Genomic DNA, 17,405 nt, shown 5'->3' on the forward strand with positions numbered 1-17,405 from the left:
GGAAAAGCTGGTTATGCAATTTACTCTTCTAAATTCGCTCCACATTTAGGACATACTTTATCTTCTTCTCCAACCTCAGCTTTACATATGGAACATTGCCATCCATCGGACTCTGGGTTTTTCTCACCCCCGCCTAATTCATTCTTTTCTGCGGCTTTTTTAAGTAATTTTTTAATTGCTTTATTTGCATATACAAAGTTTGTCCCATAGTTTTTAACTGATACACCGTTCGAGTCTTTAGAGTTTATATCTGCTCCTTTTTCCAGCAATACTTTTACCATTTCCTCATTCAATTCTTCCACAGCTACTCGTAATAAACTTTTTTTGTCGCCTGACAAAAGCATATTTATATCCGCACCTTGTTCAATTAATTTTTTTAACATTTCTGTTCTATTGTTTTTTACAGCAGTTATAAGCGACGACTCATCTATTGCGGCTTTTTTTTCAAGGAGTAAATCAAATATTTTAACATTATTATAGACTACTGAGTATGCAAGGGCAGTAGCATACTTTTTATCAGTTAAATTAATATTAACTCCATTCTTAATTAAAAAGTCTACAATCTCAAAAGTTGATTCTTTATTGTGAAAGATAGCATTCATTAATGCTGTTTGATTGTCTTCTCCTAAGCGATTAATATCGGCACCTTTGGAGATTAGAAATTTTACAGTTTCAAATTGTCCGCTGCGGCAAGCCATTATTAATGCGGTATTACCAAGCTTTGTTGTCTGATTAACATCTGTCCCATTATCGCTTAGTCTTGTGCATTCAGCAAGCAATCCTTTTTCCGCTGCTTTGATAAACTCTGTCTTGGATGCAGTATCAATTCCCTTTTTATAGAGAATAACAATCCAACGGATAATCGCAAGGATAGCAGAAAAAATTAAAAATATAATAAAATAAGAAAGAAGAGGATTATCCTTTAGAGCTTCTTCGAACATAATAACCTTTTAAAAATTATTTATTAATCTATTTTGTTCACTAAACTCAAAGAGCAACTAAATCTTACAACGCAACTTTATAATTACACAAATGCCAGATGCGAAAACGGCGTCCGCTTGATTGGCGGGTTAAGCAATTTATTATTTCCCGTTTAAAACATTATCTGCATCTTTCATTAACTTATGAATTTTATTTTTGATCACACTCAACTTTTTTTTTTGATCATCAGAAACTAATTTCCCATTTGGAGGGTATTTCTTAATATGATATGATATAACTCGTTTTACTTTAGATTTTTGCTTAGGATTGTTTACGTTTATTAATTCATTTGCAATAGCCCAGTCCTTGTTTCCTTTTTTTGAATTACACTCTTTACAACTAGGAACAAGATTCCCATATCTGTGCCCATATCCAGATGGCTCGTTATTCTTCACAAGCGCAAATAAATGATCCCATGTCTGTGCTTCAACTTTTCCACAATACACACAATAAATCTTCCCATTTCTAAAACATTCCAACTCATTCAATATTGCATCAATCTTTTTTTCTGCATATTCATCAAAAGGCGCCATCGCTGAGGCAAATGCATGATTAATCGTTGTCGATCTCTTCTGAAATATAGAATACTTCCGGAGTTGGGATTTAATGCTTGTTTTATTCATTTCACTATTGCCTAACTATTAGTTAATCCGCCAACGGACAATATAGCGGTTGTTGTTTATCTACCAGTCTTTTCCTTATTACTTCATCAAAATCATTTTCTTAGTTCGAGTAAAATCACCAGCTCGAATCTTGTAAAAATATATTCCGCTTGGCAAAACTGAACCATTAAAACTAATTTCGTGATTACCAGCTAATAATTCTTTATCTACTAATGTTTTCATTTCTTTTCCAAGTAAATCATAAACCTTAATCGAAACATGTGAAGATTTAGGAATTGCGAAACTTATAGTTGAACTTGGATTAAAAGGATTGGGATAGTTTTGACCAAGTAAATACTCTAACGGAAATCCTTTCTCGTTATCAATTCCAACTACAGTTGCTTCATCTTTAATGCAACGAATACTGAAACCAGCTTTCTTATTTTCGATGCTAAGGTAGCAACTACTATTGCCATGGTCCAGGTATTGTAAGTATGCGGTATTACCATAGTCATCAGTAGTACTCCAAAAGTAAGAGAATGAAACAAAATTGACGAAGTAACCAGCAGCATGGCGGCCACCAGTTAACAAAGCGGAAAATCCACTCGTGTTTGTGCCAATTCCGCTCCCATTGCCTTGACCAATTGACTTTAATGCATTGCCATCACGGTTCACTGAAGTTTCTAATGTCTGAAATTCTGCATTAGTTGGTATATGCCATCCGCTAGGGCATATACCTTGTACATCTCCACTAAATGCTGGGTTCGGCCATGATGTATTTGTTGCACCATTTTCGTATTGAATTGTCTCTGCCCATTGATATAATCCACCATACGTTGCACAATTGCTGGGGTTATTATCATAGCAATACTTTTCTATTATACCATTATTCATTTGATCTTGATTTCCTTGTATCATTGTACCTATATCAAGATTTTCTTTTAACCAACATTGGTTACCTATCTGCACAGTGTTATAGGTTTTGCCTTCATAGGTTACCGTTGGAGTGCCTGGACAAGGAGTTTGAGAATAAATTGAAGTCGATAAAATGAATAAAAGGAAAATAACTTTTTTCATCTTACCCTCTTAATGTATTTTTATAAATTATCTTTCCTCGAAATGTATATAGAGAATAAGAGAAGTAATTTATTTTATATATAAAGTCTTACGACTTATAATTCGCGATTGGTTATAGGAAGAGATATTTAGAATTAGTTTCCCCAATTTTGGGTTTACCTTTGTTGCAGATGCAACTTAATGAAATATTTTTCAAATGGAAATATTATTTAAAAAAGCAAAGCCGCCTATTGGCGGCTTTTTAGTATCTAGCGTGGGGGGAACACTAGACACAAGTACCGTATGAAATCTAAAAAGCTGTAAGTTAAAAAGCAATAAAAATATTTAATCGAAATACTCAAAATCGGATTGCATTAGTGTTTTTATTTCACCTTGCAACTGTTTCAGTCTATAATTAATGTCTTTGAAAACACAATCTTCGATTTCATACTTATCCGGCTTATATCTCCATACATAATGATTGCTGTTAAACATTTCTTTTATAGTTTTTGAAACATCATCCGAACAATCAAGATAGATCACTTCTCCTTTTTCATTCTTAATAATGAAACAACCACTAACTGAATAAGTTAATCTAGAAACCCCGGAAGGTGAAAAGTATCCGCTAAGATGTTTTTTGAATGGCATTTTTTTATTTGGAAGATAATAGAAGTTTTGAATAAAAAATAGTGAACACAATATTAAATTTTTACATGGATATAGTAACTTCGATAGTGCAAAAAAATAAATCCATTAAGTTTTTATGAACTATTAAAACATTCTTGAGTACATTTAGTTAGTAGTTTAATAAGTACGGGGACGATCATGGTTAATAAAAGATTTTTAATGTTTCTCTTAACAATACTTCTTTCATCTTCATTCTTTGCTCAAACAAGCAACCAATTTTCAAAATGGAAAACCTATTATTATGCACGACACATTAATAGTATAGCTGCACGCGGAAATGATCTATGGGCAGGCACTAATAATGGATTAGCACATATCAATTTAGAAACTGATGAGGTAAAGTTTTATGATAGAACTAACTCAGGAATAAAATATGGTTATGTGACATCTTTATACATAAGGCAAAATGGAGATCTAATATTCAGCCAGGGCGGTAATGGTGTTACGTACTTTAATCAATATACTTGGCCGAGTTGGGGTTCTATGCTTGCTGTTACAACAATTATTGAAGATAAAGATTATGAATTATGGATGGGAAGTCCTTACGGAGGTATAGAAAAAACTTATTATCAAACTAATTCTCCTTACGCAATTGGCCGCTTTCAATGGAGAACAAATAATTCGCCACTACCAAGTGATAATATCAAAGCAATTCAATTTGATAAGAAAGGAAATTTGTGGATAGCTGCTTTCAATTATGATTTTACAGAATCTATTGGCGGAGTAGTAAAATACGATGGTCAAAATTGGACTATATACAATAAACTAAATTCACCTATTTCAACGAATCAAATTTCAAGCCTTGTTCTTGATAAAAACGATGATGTTTGGATTGGTACTGAAAAAGAAAGTGTTTATAAATTTTCAAATGACGAATGGACAAAATATGATATAACTGGAATAAATAATTCTCCGCAAACATATAACAAGGTAACAGCCTTAGCAGTTGATAGCACTAACAATCTTTGGGTAGGAATGTTTGATGGCGGTATTTATAAATATGATGGAAACGATTGGAAACTATTTAATGGTTATAATTCAAAGCTAAGAAGCAATATGATTATTTCATTGGCTGTAGACTATAAAGGAAGAGTTTGGGTAGGAACTGAAATAGGACTTTACCGATATGAGAATGGAGACTTTAATGAAATTAATATAAGCAATTCAGATTTACCATCAGCTAATCTTTCAAAATCAATTACAGATTCAAAAGGTAATATCTGGTTTATATCAGAAGATTATGGTTCTCCGGACAATTCAAATAAAACAACAAATGGAATTGTAAGATATGACGGCTCAGATTTCATATTTATAAGTACACAGGAAATAGAAAGTACCAGCAACCAAATACAAGCAATTACAAGCGACCTTAATGATAATATTTGGATTGCAACAACAGGAAGACTATACAAGTATAATAATGGACAAATAACCAAATACAACTACAATAATTATTTCGAATTCTACCCCCAATCTATGTGCTCTGATTATGCTGGAAATATTTGGATAGGAAATAGTAACGGAAATATTATAAAGTTTGATGGTGTTAAATTTACAACGTTCAGTAAAAAAGATGATCCATTATTTAGAAGATCTATTTCAAGCATACTTGCAGATGGTGTTAATGTATGGGTCTGTTTCGTCGGTGGTGGCTATCAAATTGCAAAGATAAATATAGCAAGGACTAATGATAAACTGATTTATGAAACGATTGATTCTCCATTAGATCAAATTACATCTGCACAACTTGACAAAGAAGGTAATTTATGGGCAGGAAGTTATAATGAAGGGATTGCAAAATATAATGGTAAGAATTGGAAGACTTATAATACAAGTAACTCAGAAATAATGACAAACTTCATCCATGCGTTATATGTAAATGAAAATAATAAAGTAATAGTTGCAAATCATAATTCCTTCGATCCATATAATAAAGGTGGTTTGGGAATACTTACTAATGAGAGATGGGAAAACTTCACATTCAATAATTCAGGACTAGGATTTCCATATATCAGATCGGTAACTACTGACAAAAATGGAAATGTCTGGGTTATTTGTGATGGCGGTGTTTCAATTTATAATGCAAAGGAAGTAAATCTGAGTTGGGAACAGGTTAATGATAATATCGAAAATCAGTTGAATCAAAATTTTCCAAATCCCTTCAACTCAAGTACAATTATTAAATACTCATTAAAACAAACGAGTAATGTAAAACTGAAAATATTTGATATGCTTGGAAGAGAAGTAAAAACTATTGTTGACCAAACAGAAAATGAAGGGAATCATTTCGTTTTCTGGGACGGAAGAAATAACTCCGGTTCATTAATAACGAGCGGGGTTTATATTTATACATTAATCACAAACGAAAAAAAACAAGCTAAGAAATTGATTCTTATGAAGTAAGGGATTAAAATAAAAAGAATTGTAAATATATTTTTAATACTAAGTAGAAGGGCTGATCTAAAAATCAGCCCGATTATATAAGAAAAATTACCTGGAAATTATGAAGTGATATTTGATGGTACAGATCTATCCGGTGGAGTATATTTCTTCAAAATTCAAGCTGGAGAATTTTCTCAAACTAAGAAAATGATTCTATTAAAATAATTTTTTTATATATCCAATTAGCATCAAGGGAAACATATGTTTCCCTATTTTTTTACACAAATAAAATTTTACACTTAGCATTGGTGGGGGGGTATATTCGAAGTCGCTCAGCGTGGTAAAAGTTGGCGGGGTACACCCCTTTGCTTTTCTGGCAATGCTAAAGTTGATTTAGAAGAAGCGGACGCTGTTGAGGCCGGGTTCGGTGGCACATTCTTTTATGTGTAAATTTTAAATCAAAAGTTATTAATGAACTTTATCAACAAACTCTATACTTAGCATTATGCTCATGCAAACAATGCCTAAGAAAAATATCAGAAGACTCCATTTATTTGTTTGGGAGACCTTACCTACCCTCAAGAGAATATACCCAATAATTAAATTTACTAAAGCCCACAAAACATTAACCATTGGAGATGATAATCCTTTGCCCGGTGGATTTGCGAATGGGGTTGGGAAACTATCACCGGATAGTCCATGAACGAAATGTGGAACAGTATTGGTCAAGAATAAACCAGCAAAGATGCAAGCAACATAATGGTACCATTTCATAAAACCCTCCTCAGAAAATATTTATTGATTGCCAACCAACGGTGTTGTCTAAACCGCCGCCCATTACAGCAACGCAGATTTGAAAAAATTGTTAAACCTTATTTCAGTAAAATCATTTTCTTTGTTTGTATAAAATCTTTTGTTCGCAATGAATAAAAATATGTTCCGCTACTAAGTTTATCTGCATTGAACTGAACATTGTATTTCCCAATTGCTTTATCTTCTTTTACTAATGTCTTAAGTTTTCTGCCAAGCATGTCGTAAACATCTAGACTCACAAATGAACTTTTGGGAATTTCATAAGCAATTGATGTTGATGGGTTAAATGGATTCGGAAAGTTCTGCTCAAGAATAAAATTTATTGGTAAATCTGTTGAAGACTTTACCGATGTTGTGGTCATCTCTGATAATGGCCGTCTCCAAGTGCCGCCCCAAAAAATATATGGGCCACAAATGATAAGAGTGTTTACACCATCCGTCACATTGGAATTAACTGTACTCCAACTCGCACCAGAATCCATCGAAAGAAAAACTCCTTTCCATTCAGTCCCAGCAAAGATTTTGTTTCCGTATACTGCTATTGCAGTTACATAATCTTCTATCATTGCGTTATTGACAGCGGTCCAACTAAATCCGTAGTCATTAGAACGGTAGACTCCAACGGCGGTTCCAGCAAACAGAATTGTTCCTGAACATCCCATTCCGGTAACAATAACACCATAGGGATTGGGTAACCCAGGATTGATCGAAGTCCAGTTCATTCCATCATCTGTAGAACGATAAAAACCGAGAGGATTGGTTGAAGCAAAGACACTAGTCCCGCCAGTTCCATTGGGACAAATGAAGACATTGTCGACATTAATATTCTCAAAGCCGACTAGCATCCAGTTTGAACCAGAATCGGAAGAACGAAAAACACCCTTATTAGTTCCGGCAAAGATATTGATGTTATCAGATACAATCGAATGTACCATTGTCCCGTCAGAGTCGAATCGTTTCAATCCACTTTGTTTCCAAGTTTTACCGTAATCAGAAGAGACAAAAACACCCTCTCGCTCTATCCCTGCTAAGAGATTTGTGCCATGAAAACACAATGACAAAACTAAAATATTCGGGGGTATGGTGCTATCCGCTCGACTCCAAGTCACACCAAAATCAGAAGTGTGATAAATACGATTATCATACGATGCGAAAAGATCCGTACCTGACGTAGCAACACCAGCATGGATACCTGAGAAGTTATTCGTTCGTATCCACTGGGCAAGCGATAAATTTCCAAAGTTGATAATAGAGAAATACACAATAAGACATAAAGTAATATGTTTCATACTTTGTCCATTGGTTACAAGATGGCACATACTTACTGTTAACTATTGTAAATACGTCATCTCTGGTATTTGAATTATATTAACCGAGAAAAAGAAATAATAACTTTTGTTATATATATAAAGTCTTACGACTTATAATTCGCGAGTGTTTACAAGAAAGGATTATTTGAATTTGTTTCCCCATTGCGGGATTCTCTTTGTTGCTGATGCAACTTATCAAAATAATTATTAAATAGAAATATTATAAAAGAATTCTGGTAAGTCATCATATTGTATGGAATAGAGTGAATCATTATATTAAAAAGAATAGAAAGCTTTGTATTGTAGCAAATGCTCTGTGTATCAATGTTGCTAATACAGCACGATAGTTGACAAAATCAACAGGTATTAACATGAAATTTTTGGCGAGACTTCTTTTCAAAATGTATGAAATATCTGAACACATAGCGTTGTTTCCCTTTACTATTATTCCAATACTTTGGCCTAAAATAGGATGTGGCTCTATCTTTATTTTTTTATTGTTCTTCCCATTAATCCTGATGATTTTGTTTTTTGGTGTGGGTTTTTTGTTAGTGATAGGTTATACGCGTTTTATTTTATGGGGTATATGGGTGATTTTCCATCCAATCAGAGCATTTAAGACTAATGAAAATCCTTTTGATAAAAGATGGCGGAAAAAAAGGCAGAAAATAAAGTTGGAGGAAAAAACAAATGGAAGTTGAACGGATATATATTCAAAATATTCCTCTGTGTGAAATGGTTTGTGCATAATTTATTTTTATAGAGGTAGAAAATAATAACATATTTTGGTGCCTTGATCAGACGGAGAGTTTGACACACTTCCTTGGTTCGATTTCTTGAAGCAAACATTTACTTTAATTAGATACAGGGATATTAATATGAAATGGCAATTATTGAGTCTGCTAGGAGTCTTCTTATTTTTCTCCGCACTTGTATATAGTCAAGATGCTCATAGACAAATCACCAACAAGCAAATAACTCCAAAAGAGATTATTGGAATACCTGAAATTGAATTCTCTAAAACAATTAGCAATATCACTGGCCTAGCAATAAATCCTTTAATGGTTTCTGGAGGGAGTGGCGCCTTACGATACTTTGCCGCTTCATCTGAACAGAAAGCGCATCTTCCTCTTCAAGCCTCTCCTTACTTTTGGATTCCTTCACTTCTCCTTGGTATAATATTCATGTTAAGTCCAATCATTCCTTTCCTACGTAAGTTTCTTAAAGCAACTGAGATTAACATAACTAAAGTTACAGCCATTTTTATAGCAGTTCATCTTATCCTGAATCAAGTATCTTATATAGTCAATTCTCAGACGTTCAATCAAACATACTTTATCTCTACCACGTTAGGGCACAACTTGGCATTCATAATGCCCTTAGTTATTCCGTTTTCTATTACTCTTTTATTGATACCTGTATATGTAACAATTTTCTTTTTTGTTTGGATATTAATGGAAGCAATAAACTCTCTCATGCTCATTAGTCCGCACTTTATGATCGACTGGTTTTTCAATATAGTGAAGTACTCCATGCTTGCAATTGTTCTTCTTACTGCAACTATTTTCCCGACTTTGTCTCTATTGATATGTATTGTTATCATCATAACATCGATTAAGATTTCAGGTTGGTGCTTTCGGTTAACGGTATTTGGGACTATCTTCGCATGGGATTTAATCACTTTATCCCATAAACGTGGAGGTCGGCAGATATCTCGCATATGGGCTTTCACCGTAGGGAAATTCCATCATGTACCTAAACGAACTCTAGGCTCAATCTCAAAATTATCAAATGAATCAATTCAGTTCTCTTACAGACCTTGGCTTATCTTTCGTGAGCGACGAGTTCCATTACAGACAACAAAGCTTGCTGTAGTAAAGGGAATAATTTTTCCTTCACTGCTCGATTGCGAACAGAATAAACGTATCTTTGATTTTCCTCCACGGTACCGCTCACATGAAGCAGCATTTGCAAAACATCTAAATATTCAGGATGTCCGAGAGAGCATGACCATAAGAGGACTTAAGGCGGCGATAAAATGGATCAAAGATTTTTTCCCTTCCCACAAGACTACAGAATTTTATGCTAGCACTTGAAGCACACATATGGGATGCTCAAATAAAAGAGTCGGATTTTTGACCCGATTAAAATATAATATTACCCGAATTCTTTAGATCTAAATTTTTGAGGTGCATAAATAATTATTAAACAAGAAAAAATATAAGATTTCTTTTGTTGGTTATTGTTGGTCCCGCCATTACTAACAGAACCAACAACAAACCACATATCTCACCGTTGCAACGAATCGTTAACCTTATTCGCTATTGCGAATGTGTATCGATAAATCCAAACGGTATAAGTTCGTAAATATTATTTTCAATCTTCATCTTTTCATATCTCCGAAGGCTCGTTTTTTTGTTGCTCTAGGTAATTATTTCTTATGTCGTTAAATAATCTGTCCCAGTTCTTCGGACGTATTTCGCACTTCTTCATTGTTTGTTCTGCTCGGTTTTTGATTCTGCTTTTTCTGTTCCATTTAGTTTATACCTCCTTATATAACGAATTACCCACGGACTTGTATTTAAGAAATGTGCAGCGGTATACATCCCGTAGGTTGCAATCATTTTACTCAGTTTTTCTTTCCCATGTTTAATAATCAAGGATCGGTGTTTTTGCTTGTCCTTGTAAGGTGATCGATACCAGGATGTTATTAGTTTTTAGAACCGCTTTCCTTTTAAAATGTGGACGATTGAAAATGTTTTTTGTTAAGTGTGCGTTGACTCGGTTTGACTTCTTAATTGTTTTATAAGGTATATCTAGATGAACAAGAGCTGCCACAACAGCACCATTCGATACATAAGTTTTCATTTCTTGTTCAACATTGTGCTTAATACTGCCGCTGTAGGCTTTCGCACACTTAGTTATTTTTAGTTCTCTTGTTTCTAACCAGTCGACTACTCTCTGGATTTCTGTTACTTCCGGAAGTTCGTTCGTAGGAAGTTTAGTTTCATCTAATTCAATCCCAGCATTTGTTAGTCTGGGTTCTTTCGCTAGTAATTTATTTATGTCAATCATTTTATTATTCCTTTATTTTTATGTTTATAATGGGGCGTGCAGGTTGTGTAGGGTGTGCAACCATTACCGAATTCAACCTACACCACATAAATCCCCCACAAGTTGTATCCGGTCTAACCTACACCACACCACCCTCCGGTTACACGGTTACACAGTTACACGATATTTTTACACACCTACCCTTTTCGTTATATGTTCTATTCTTATATAAGTGCTCATTCTATCTCTAATGTTGAGTGTATATCATAATTTATGTAACTATGTAACCAGTAATTATATTCTTGTTTTTTAGTTTAAAATCTCGGTTTTTCGGTTACAATTCAGATGTAACCAGATGTAACCCATTGTAACCAAATCCCTCTAATACTACTCCATGTTCTTTTGCTTTCTCAATATCGATACACAAACATCTACAAGTTTTGTCGTCAAACTTTACTGGCCAGTTCTTTTGAAAGACATAGCTACAATCATCGAACATCTTCCCGTATGAAAACTCGTCCAATAAATCTCCTTCATAGTTTGTCTGCTTTGCATAAATCTTGAATTCCCTAAACACCTTCATAAATTTAATAGCTAAAAAGCTCGTACCATTCTTAAGTTTTACTATTTTATAATCTTCAGTTTCATTAATTCTTTTCTTCTCCGCCATTATAGACAGCTCTTCAATTAACTGGTCTACTGCAGAACGAACCGTTCCGTTCTTTGAACCCGTTAGTTCTTCTAGTTGATCATCAAGAAGTTGTTCATAATATACTTCCGGTACGACCACTTTGTTTTTATGAGCATGTTCACGTAACAACTCTAATCCAAGTACCATTACAGCCATATTATTTTGGACTCTTGGTGGAACATTAATTGATTTGAAGTGATCAGTTACAAATGCTTGTGCTGTTTGAAGTAGATCTGTAACATTTATATTCAAACAATACTTTATAAATTTGGGCATAAATCCTTCCAACTCAAGATCATTAATAATTTCAAAGGCTCTTCTCATTTCAACATTTTTCTTAATCTCATCATTTAATCTTATGATTAGTACACGTTCCATTATTGCAGGTTGATTGATATTCCACTCTCCCATTACAGCCATCGGAGCTGAAATCTTGTAATTTTCCACTGTTTGATCAGCTCTTCCTTTTGATTCCAGTTCTCCAGCATATGCCTTTCTCATAAAACGTAGAATATTATCCACGTCATTTTCTTTCATATCGGCAACTTTGAATTCATCATACCATTGAGGTATTGCATTTGTACTTGATAACATCTTAAGCAAGGGGAAGGTTTTTAGTGTGACACTGTTTGGTGTTGGATCAGAATAACCTACAAGCCTCGCAAATATCTTTGACATACTTGTTTTACCTGAACCGTGACTGCCGTGTACAAATAGAAGTGGGAATGCACCCATCATATTTTCAATCTTCGGTTTTAATGGAGTTGCGAACAGCCATCCAAGATAAGCTAGAATTTTATTTGGTTTATTAACATTTAGAATCTGGTCATAGAAAATCCCTATCATACACTGATGCTCTGCCTTACTTAGCTCTTTGTATTTTATTTTATGATAAAAAGCATCGCAGCCTTTATCGTAAGGAACTATCCGTTGATCTTGTTCTGCGCCGGCGTGAGTTATATTTACTCCCTCAACAACCCAGACATCTTCATGTAATCCGACAACTTTTGTTCCTGTTTTGCGTAGCGGAATACTCACTTGTGTAAACTGACACAGTGCCTGAAGATCATTCTCCGAACCTAAAAAAACACAATCTTGGTGTCCTAATGATTTCAAGAATTTTTGTTTTGTATGCCAATCAATATTTTCAATCAATATGTCTTTATAATAATTCCCCTGGGATGACTGAACGTCACATTTCAAACAGTCTCCGTGATCCATCACTAGAAGTTCCCTTGGAATAATTATAAATGATGTTATCATTATTGTGAAGAATTCTTTTCCCTTCTTTACCGTTTTGAAGTACGAATTATTTTCTTCAGTAAAATTTACTGAAAGTAGTTTTGACTTTTGTTCATACCGGTCATACATATCATTTACCGTATAAATTATTTTTTCATCTGGTAGCGGTGGTGTATTTTGTTTGTTCCAGATAGACATGAATCCAAGTGTTGACTCCCTATCCATCTCCTTCGCAATAAATTTTCCTATAATCTGTGTTGCTTGGTGAGTTCTATTCCCCTGTGTGGTTCCAGAAAGATTTTCAATCTTGTCGATGTCACAACTATTAATTGATGTTTCTTTTATTTCATTGTTCATTGAAATCTCAAGTGGGACTGCTCCGATATTAACGTACATATCCGGGTCATAACTAAAAAAACATGCGCGAGATGCATCCGATGTTTTATCTGGATCGGCTCCAAGATCTATTTTATAAATATTTGCATAGTGTTTATATAATATAGAATACTTTTTGTGGTCGGTAATCGGTTCTTCCAATCGGTAAATGACTTTCAATCCGTTGCCACGAGGAGAAACAAAATAAGCAAAAACACTTTTATCTTGCTTTAGATCTTCTATCATAGCACTAAGTCTATTATCAAGATGATCATAATCGTAAATGAAAAAAGATGTTGAAATTAAGTTTTCATTTTTACGGTGATCGTTTCTGAATGTACCCAGATTGAAATAAGGAAAGTTTTTTGTTTTAAATATTCTCTGTTCTTCTTCGTCACTAATTGCACGAAGTTGTGTTGTTAGGTTTTTAAGTTTTTGTGAGGTTTGTATTTCTTTGAATATTTTTTCAAGAGTTACAAGTTGCAGTTGCTTTGTAAAATTTATTCTTTCTTGTCTTACTGCTTTGTATTCATTAAATACCTTTGCTTTTATTATTGGATCCATTGTTTAATTCCAGATTAGAAGTTGATAACGAAGAGTTGATGCTATGTATCATGCTCTTCAAGGCCTTGATTGCTCGACCGTGTTTTACCGGTTCGATCAAGGTTTTTTCTGCGTAGAAGTTATTTACGTAGTCTTTTAATTGCGGTGTTTCTTCAAAAACGAATGTAGTAAACCCAGCCTTTCTATAATAATCCAGAATGCGGTAATTACTTGCCATGAGGAAACTTGCTAGGTAAAAATCTTGTGTTAAGAAGGTGTTCATAATCCCCCCAGGATTAGAAGTTTATAAAGGACAAAGATTTAATTAGTCCTCTGTATAATTATAAACTATGGTTTCTTGAAAGGCAAATTTTGAAACATTCTTTTTGTATTTTATTTTGCATTAAGATATGTACTATTTCTAGAGAGAATAGAATAAAAATCACTGTTGAGGTAATTCATGAATATTGTTATAGAAATTCCGAATAGTAATCAAGGTTCAAAAATATCTTACGTTATAAATAAATTTGTTGATAAATGGAGATATATCAATATTGGCTTGATTGATCAAGTAATAGTAATTACGAAACCTAAAAGCAGTTTTGACTCCAAAAAACTCAATAACACATTGTTAAATGTACCTAAGAATCAGAGAACATTTTTAAAAAGGATTGGCTATAAAATTCAGATGGTTGGGACAAATGGAAGTTCTGATTCATTAAAATCTCTAGTTCATAGATTGAATGACTACGAAAGAGAATTATTTTTATGGATTGATAAAGATTCGAGAGTTATCCACAAAATCAGACCTCAGTTGAAAAATTATAAAATCTTTGATCTTAAGAATCCAACAATATCAGAAAAGATGATTGCAGATCGACCTCGCTACTTTGGTTTAAAAGAAAGCATAACGCAAATTTTAAGTGATTCAGACAACATAACTACACTTAATATTAAACATGGAAACATGTTATCGATCGGATGCTTTCAAAATATTGCTAAGTTCCAAAATAGTCGGCAAGAAAATTCAATATCATTTCTAGAAGTAGATGGTGATTTAGTAAAACAGAGATTCCTAGAATCATTTAAAAACTTATATCCACATACTTATTTGATTAATATATCTAATAATCTTTACATAATGCCTGAATCCATACAACTGATTATAATCACAGATTATGAAGAATTATCCCCCGATCAGAATAGTATTATGATCTCTCAGATTAGTCGATTGGTGTCACATAAATATAAATTAATCTTATTGGGCAGACAAAGTAAATTTCTAAATGAATTAAATATTCCAACAAGTAACAGAACACAACTACCTGAATTTCGATCCAATCAAAAATACTTATATGAATGCTTATTGGTATTTCTAGATTTACCATTAAACCTTTTTGCAAAAGCTTCCACAATTAATACTTCCTTGCTGAATTATTTCAATAAAATCTTGTTGGAAGCTGGTTCATTTAATAAACTATTGGAACTCTCACTTTTATTTAGAAAAAGCATATCGAAGGAAAACTTTCCAACAGACTATCTTTTCTGGTACTGCTTAACTCAAGAACTTGGATGGAAAGATTACCTTCCATATTCCAAGCTAAAAAAAAATCTTGATAAAACTAAAAATGATAAATATGAATTACTAAAAGCGGTAAACCAACAAAAAGATGAATACGAGAAAGAGATTAAAAATCTTCGTTCAGATAAATATAAGCTGGAGAAAACTTTAAGTAAACCACATGGTGAGATTTCTGTTTTTAAAGCTGAATTCAATAAACAAGTAGAAATTATTTTTAAAGGGAGAGTTATTATTCCAAAGGATCCTAATTTAATTGGGTTTTTATGGATTTATACTTTAATGTACCTTCAATCAAAATATCCCTTTCAAAATATTCATGTAGATCAATTAGCGGAATATTGGTATACGAGCTCTGAGAAGAGCTCTACAATCCCATACACAAAAAAAGAAATCAATCGACAAAAGAATGAGATTAATGAACTTGAGCAAAAAACAGCAAAGACAACTAATCCAAAATTGATAAAAAAATATAAAGAAGAAATTGCGGCCATAAAGAGCGATATAAAATCAAAAACTGATATACATGGCAACCCCGACAGAACATCTACCACCTCAGAATCTAACTATAAAAAAATATCAATAGCTATGAAAAGGGCAAAAATAAGTTTAAAAGAGTTTAAGGAACTATACGACTGTCTTAATAAATCAGTTAAGAAAGTGCCAGGAGTATATGCATATCGTTTTAATCCATCAGAAGATATTGATTGGATTCTTAAATAAGGCTTTCCCCATCCTACACTAATCGACTACAATAGGAATTACTCACACCACGAGTGAGAGAAGACGTTCCGTCTTTTGATGAATTCCTCACTCCATATATGATCCTCTATATATAAAGATCCTTTCTTTTTCAATGTGAATCACCCAAGAAAGGTTTTCTTCTAAATAAACTTTAGTGTATAAATGAGAAAAATAGTAGGATCAAAAAAAAACCAGAGTGGAAAGGAAAAATCGGGTTCCTCTTCTATTTGCAGAATTGACTTTTTCACTGAACAAAATACAAAAATATTTTACCTCAACATTAAGAGTTTCCCAAATGGACAGTCTACATGGGAATTTTTCGATAACGATAAATTACCCATAGGATCAATTGTTAGAAGCAGCTCCCTGACTATTCTTAATTATCTCTTATTGAATCCCGGAGAATACACTATTGAATCTTATGTACGTAAGTCTGGAATAAAATTAGAAAAAGAAAGTGAACTTGATTTTTATAATAGACTAAAAGTAAACAAACATAGGCTTATAAAAAAAATAGACACTTTATGTAGTACTGGGGAACATGATTCAACATTAGCAGATGTTTTTAGAAATACGATAAATCTTTTTAAGCTAACCAGAAAAGATTTTTTTATTGTATATGACAAGCAAGACCATGCAATAATCAAAATTATTAAATGACTTCATCAAGTAACATTTAATTACACATAATTTCAAATGACTACACTTGATTTCAAAACGTTTCATTAAATGTTTTGTCATGTTTTAAGCGTAATTAAAATAATTTTTTTAAGATTCTTTGAAATGTTGATTGATTGAAGATAGCTGCTGCGGCACTATCTTGATGGTTTAGCCTGAGTAGGAAAGCAAATAACAATAACATAAACTAAAAAAAGGAGTTCTTATGAATTCAAAAGTAGACAAAGAGACCTCTCATTTTGATTTTAGATTAGTTGAAGTAGGTCCCAATGAAGATTTGCAGAGACTGGTAATGGATGTAGGTGAATTCTTATTTGGCAATAAATTGTTGTCGTTCCTTCGTAATAGAGTCGCTAAGGAGCCGAAGAGCACCGATCTCTCTCTTGCTTTATGTATTCTTGATTTTTATTCGGAATACTTTATTCACAAAAATGATAGAACGACTTTTAAGAAAGTGTATCAAAGCTTCGCTCATTTGAAAGAAGAATATTACAGACTTGATGCAGTTTATTATTTATTAACAATGGGAATGTTGGCATTCAATACAAAAGATGATGAACCAATAGTTTTTGATTTTTCTCACGTTAGGAATCTTTTAGGCTATGCACAACATCTTAAGAAAAAGAAAAAATAAAGTCTGATCATTTATAAAAATTAATCTTTAGTCC

Annotated in this window: 16 protein-coding genes; 6 read left to right on the forward strand and 10 right to left on the reverse strand. The window is 33.2% G+C overall.

Going from position 1 to position 17,405, the window contains the following annotated elements; all coding sequences use genetic code 11:
- Nucleotides 1-20 precede the first annotated feature (20 nt).
- From NTZ27_05180 to NTZ27_05195, 4 genes are all read right to left on the reverse strand, one after another.
- Nucleotides 21-941 carry an ankyrin repeat domain-containing protein gene (locus NTZ27_05180; protein ID MCX6174128.1) on the reverse strand — a complete coding sequence of 307 codons (921 nt, stop codon included), beginning with the start codon at nucleotides 939-941 and terminating at the stop codon, nucleotides 21-23.
- Nucleotides 942-1,082: 141 nt separating this feature from the next.
- Nucleotides 1,083-1,604, reverse strand: coding sequence for an HNH endonuclease (locus NTZ27_05185; protein ID MCX6174129.1), 522 nt, complete (start codon nucleotides 1,602-1,604; stop codon nucleotides 1,083-1,085).
- A gap of 78 nt (nucleotides 1,605-1,682) precedes the next feature.
- The gene (locus tag NTZ27_05190; GenBank protein MCX6174130.1) at nucleotides 1,683-2,660 is read right to left on the reverse strand and encodes a T9SS type A sorting domain-containing protein; all 978 of its coding nucleotides are present in this window, start codon (nucleotides 2,658-2,660) and stop codon (nucleotides 1,683-1,685) included.
- A 324-nt stretch (nucleotides 2,661-2,984) separates the two neighbouring features.
- Nucleotides 2,985-3,287, reverse strand: coding sequence for a hypothetical protein (locus NTZ27_05195; GenBank protein ID MCX6174131.1), 303 nt, complete (start codon nucleotides 3,285-3,287; stop codon nucleotides 2,985-2,987).
- Between the two features lie 177 nt (nucleotides 3,288-3,464).
- Between NTZ27_05195 and NTZ27_05200 the strand changes: the two genes are divergently transcribed.
- Complete coding sequence (locus NTZ27_05200; protein MCX6174132.1) at nucleotides 3,465-5,729, forward strand: T9SS type A sorting domain-containing protein; 2,265 nt, start codon at nucleotides 3,465-3,467, stop codon at nucleotides 5,727-5,729.
- 447 nt (nucleotides 5,730-6,176) lie between these two features.
- Here the strand turns inward: NTZ27_05200 and NTZ27_05205 are convergent, their stop codons facing one another.
- Both NTZ27_05205 and NTZ27_05210 read right to left on the reverse strand, forming a co-directional pair.
- Nucleotides 6,177-6,482: a hypothetical protein gene (locus NTZ27_05205; protein MCX6174133.1), complete on the reverse strand. Its 306-nt coding sequence runs from the start codon at nucleotides 6,480-6,482 to the stop codon at nucleotides 6,177-6,179.
- A gap of 98 nt (nucleotides 6,483-6,580) precedes the next feature.
- Complete coding sequence (locus NTZ27_05210) at nucleotides 6,581-7,810, reverse strand: T9SS type A sorting domain-containing protein (GenBank protein ID MCX6174134.1); 1,230 nt, start codon at nucleotides 7,808-7,810, stop codon at nucleotides 6,581-6,583.
- A 368-nt stretch (nucleotides 7,811-8,178) separates the two neighbouring features.
- Here NTZ27_05210 and NTZ27_05215 point away from each other — a divergent pair, with 368 nt between their 5' ends.
- Both NTZ27_05215 and NTZ27_05220 read left to right on the forward strand, forming a co-directional pair.
- Entirely contained in the window at nucleotides 8,179-8,532 is a 354-nt protein-coding gene (locus tag NTZ27_05215) for a hypothetical protein (GenBank protein ID MCX6174135.1), read from the forward strand.
- Nucleotides 8,533-8,709: 177 nt separating this feature from the next.
- Entirely contained in the window at nucleotides 8,710-9,927 is a 1,218-nt protein-coding gene (locus tag NTZ27_05220) for a hypothetical protein (protein MCX6174136.1), read from the forward strand.
- Nucleotides 9,928-10,320: 393 nt separating this feature from the next.
- On the opposite strand, the gene NTZ27_05225 is transcribed toward NTZ27_05220, so the two are convergent.
- The 4 genes from NTZ27_05225 to NTZ27_05240 form a co-directional block, all read right to left on the reverse strand.
- The gene (locus tag NTZ27_05225; GenBank protein MCX6174137.1) at nucleotides 10,321-10,455 is read right to left on the reverse strand and encodes a hypothetical protein; all 135 of its coding nucleotides are present in this window, start codon (nucleotides 10,453-10,455) and stop codon (nucleotides 10,321-10,323) included.
- Nucleotides 10,456-10,480: 25 nt separating this feature from the next.
- Nucleotides 10,481-10,906, reverse strand: coding sequence for a hypothetical protein (locus tag NTZ27_05230; GenBank protein ID MCX6174138.1), 426 nt, complete (start codon nucleotides 10,904-10,906; stop codon nucleotides 10,481-10,483).
- Between the two features lie 313 nt (nucleotides 10,907-11,219).
- On the reverse strand, nucleotides 11,220-13,757 hold the full coding sequence (locus NTZ27_05235; protein MCX6174139.1) for a hypothetical protein: 2,538 nt from the start codon (nucleotides 13,755-13,757) through the stop codon (nucleotides 11,220-11,222).
- Nucleotides 13,726-14,019, reverse strand: a complete 294-nt coding sequence (locus NTZ27_05240) for a DUF5659 domain-containing protein (protein MCX6174140.1) — start codon at nucleotides 14,017-14,019, stop codon at nucleotides 13,726-13,728. Before NTZ27_05240 ends, NTZ27_05235 begins: the two co-directional genes overlap by 32 nt.
- A 177-nt stretch (nucleotides 14,020-14,196) precedes the next feature.
- Between NTZ27_05240 and NTZ27_05245 the strand changes: the two genes are divergently transcribed.
- From NTZ27_05245 to NTZ27_05255, 3 genes are all read left to right on the forward strand, one after another.
- Nucleotides 14,197-16,038, forward strand: a complete 1,842-nt coding sequence (locus NTZ27_05245; protein ID MCX6174141.1) for a hypothetical protein — start codon at nucleotides 14,197-14,199, stop codon at nucleotides 16,036-16,038.
- Nucleotides 16,039-16,221: 183 nt separating this feature from the next.
- Entirely contained in the window at nucleotides 16,222-16,719 is a 498-nt protein-coding gene (locus NTZ27_05250) for a hypothetical protein (GenBank protein MCX6174142.1), read from the forward strand.
- A gap of 223 nt (nucleotides 16,720-16,942) precedes the next feature.
- Entirely contained in the window at nucleotides 16,943-17,371 is a 429-nt protein-coding gene (locus tag NTZ27_05255; protein ID MCX6174143.1) for a hypothetical protein, read from the forward strand.
- Nucleotides 17,372-17,405 lie beyond the last annotated feature (34 nt).

Source organism: Ignavibacteriales bacterium (assembly GCA_026390775.1).
Classification (GTDB): domain Bacteria; phylum Bacteroidota; class Ignavibacteria; order Ignavibacteriales; family Melioribacteraceae; genus Fen-1258.

Bases quoted from the DNA above. Each gene is read 5' to 3' on its own strand.
- NTZ27_05180 (MCX6174128.1), bottom strand. From the start codon at position 941: ATGTTCGAAGAAGCTCTAAAGGATAATCCTCTTCTTTCTTATTTTATT.
- NTZ27_05185 (MCX6174129.1), bottom strand. From the start codon at position 1,604: ATGAATAAAACAAGCATTAAATCCCAACTCCGGAAGTATTCTATATTT.
- NTZ27_05190 (MCX6174130.1), bottom strand. From the start codon at position 2,660: ATGAAAAAAGTTATTTTCCTTTTATTCATTTTATCGACTTCAATTTAT.
- NTZ27_05195 (MCX6174131.1), bottom strand. From the start codon at position 3,287: ATGCCATTCAAAAAACATCTTAGCGGATACTTTTCACCTTCCGGGGTT.
- NTZ27_05200 (MCX6174132.1), top strand. From the start codon at position 3,465: ATGGTTAATAAAAGATTTTTAATGTTTCTCTTAACAATACTTCTTTCA.
- NTZ27_05205 (MCX6174133.1), bottom strand. From the start codon at position 6,482: ATGAAATGGTACCATTATGTTGCTTGCATCTTTGCTGGTTTATTCTTG.
- NTZ27_05210 (MCX6174134.1), bottom strand. From the start codon at position 7,810: ATGAAACATATTACTTTATGTCTTATTGTGTATTTCTCTATTATCAAC.
- NTZ27_05220 (MCX6174136.1), top strand. From the start codon at position 8,710: ATGAAATGGCAATTATTGAGTCTGCTAGGAGTCTTCTTATTTTTCTCC.
- NTZ27_05225 (MCX6174137.1), bottom strand. From the start codon at position 10,455: ATGATTGCAACCTACGGGATGTATACCGCTGCACATTTCTTAAATACA.
- NTZ27_05230 (MCX6174138.1), bottom strand. From the start codon at position 10,906: ATGATTGACATAAATAAATTACTAGCGAAAGAACCCAGACTAACAAAT.
- NTZ27_05235 (MCX6174139.1), bottom strand. From the start codon at position 13,757: ATGGATCCAATAATAAAAGCAAAGGTATTTAATGAATACAAAGCAGTA.
- NTZ27_05240 (MCX6174140.1), bottom strand. From the start codon at position 14,019: ATGAACACCTTCTTAACACAAGATTTTTACCTAGCAAGTTTCCTCATG.
- NTZ27_05245 (MCX6174141.1), top strand. From the start codon at position 14,197: ATGAATATTGTTATAGAAATTCCGAATAGTAATCAAGGTTCAAAAATA.
- NTZ27_05250 (MCX6174142.1), top strand. From the start codon at position 16,222: ATGAGAAAAATAGTAGGATCAAAAAAAAACCAGAGTGGAAAGGAAAAA.
- NTZ27_05255 (MCX6174143.1), top strand. From the start codon at position 16,943: ATGAATTCAAAAGTAGACAAAGAGACCTCTCATTTTGATTTTAGATTA.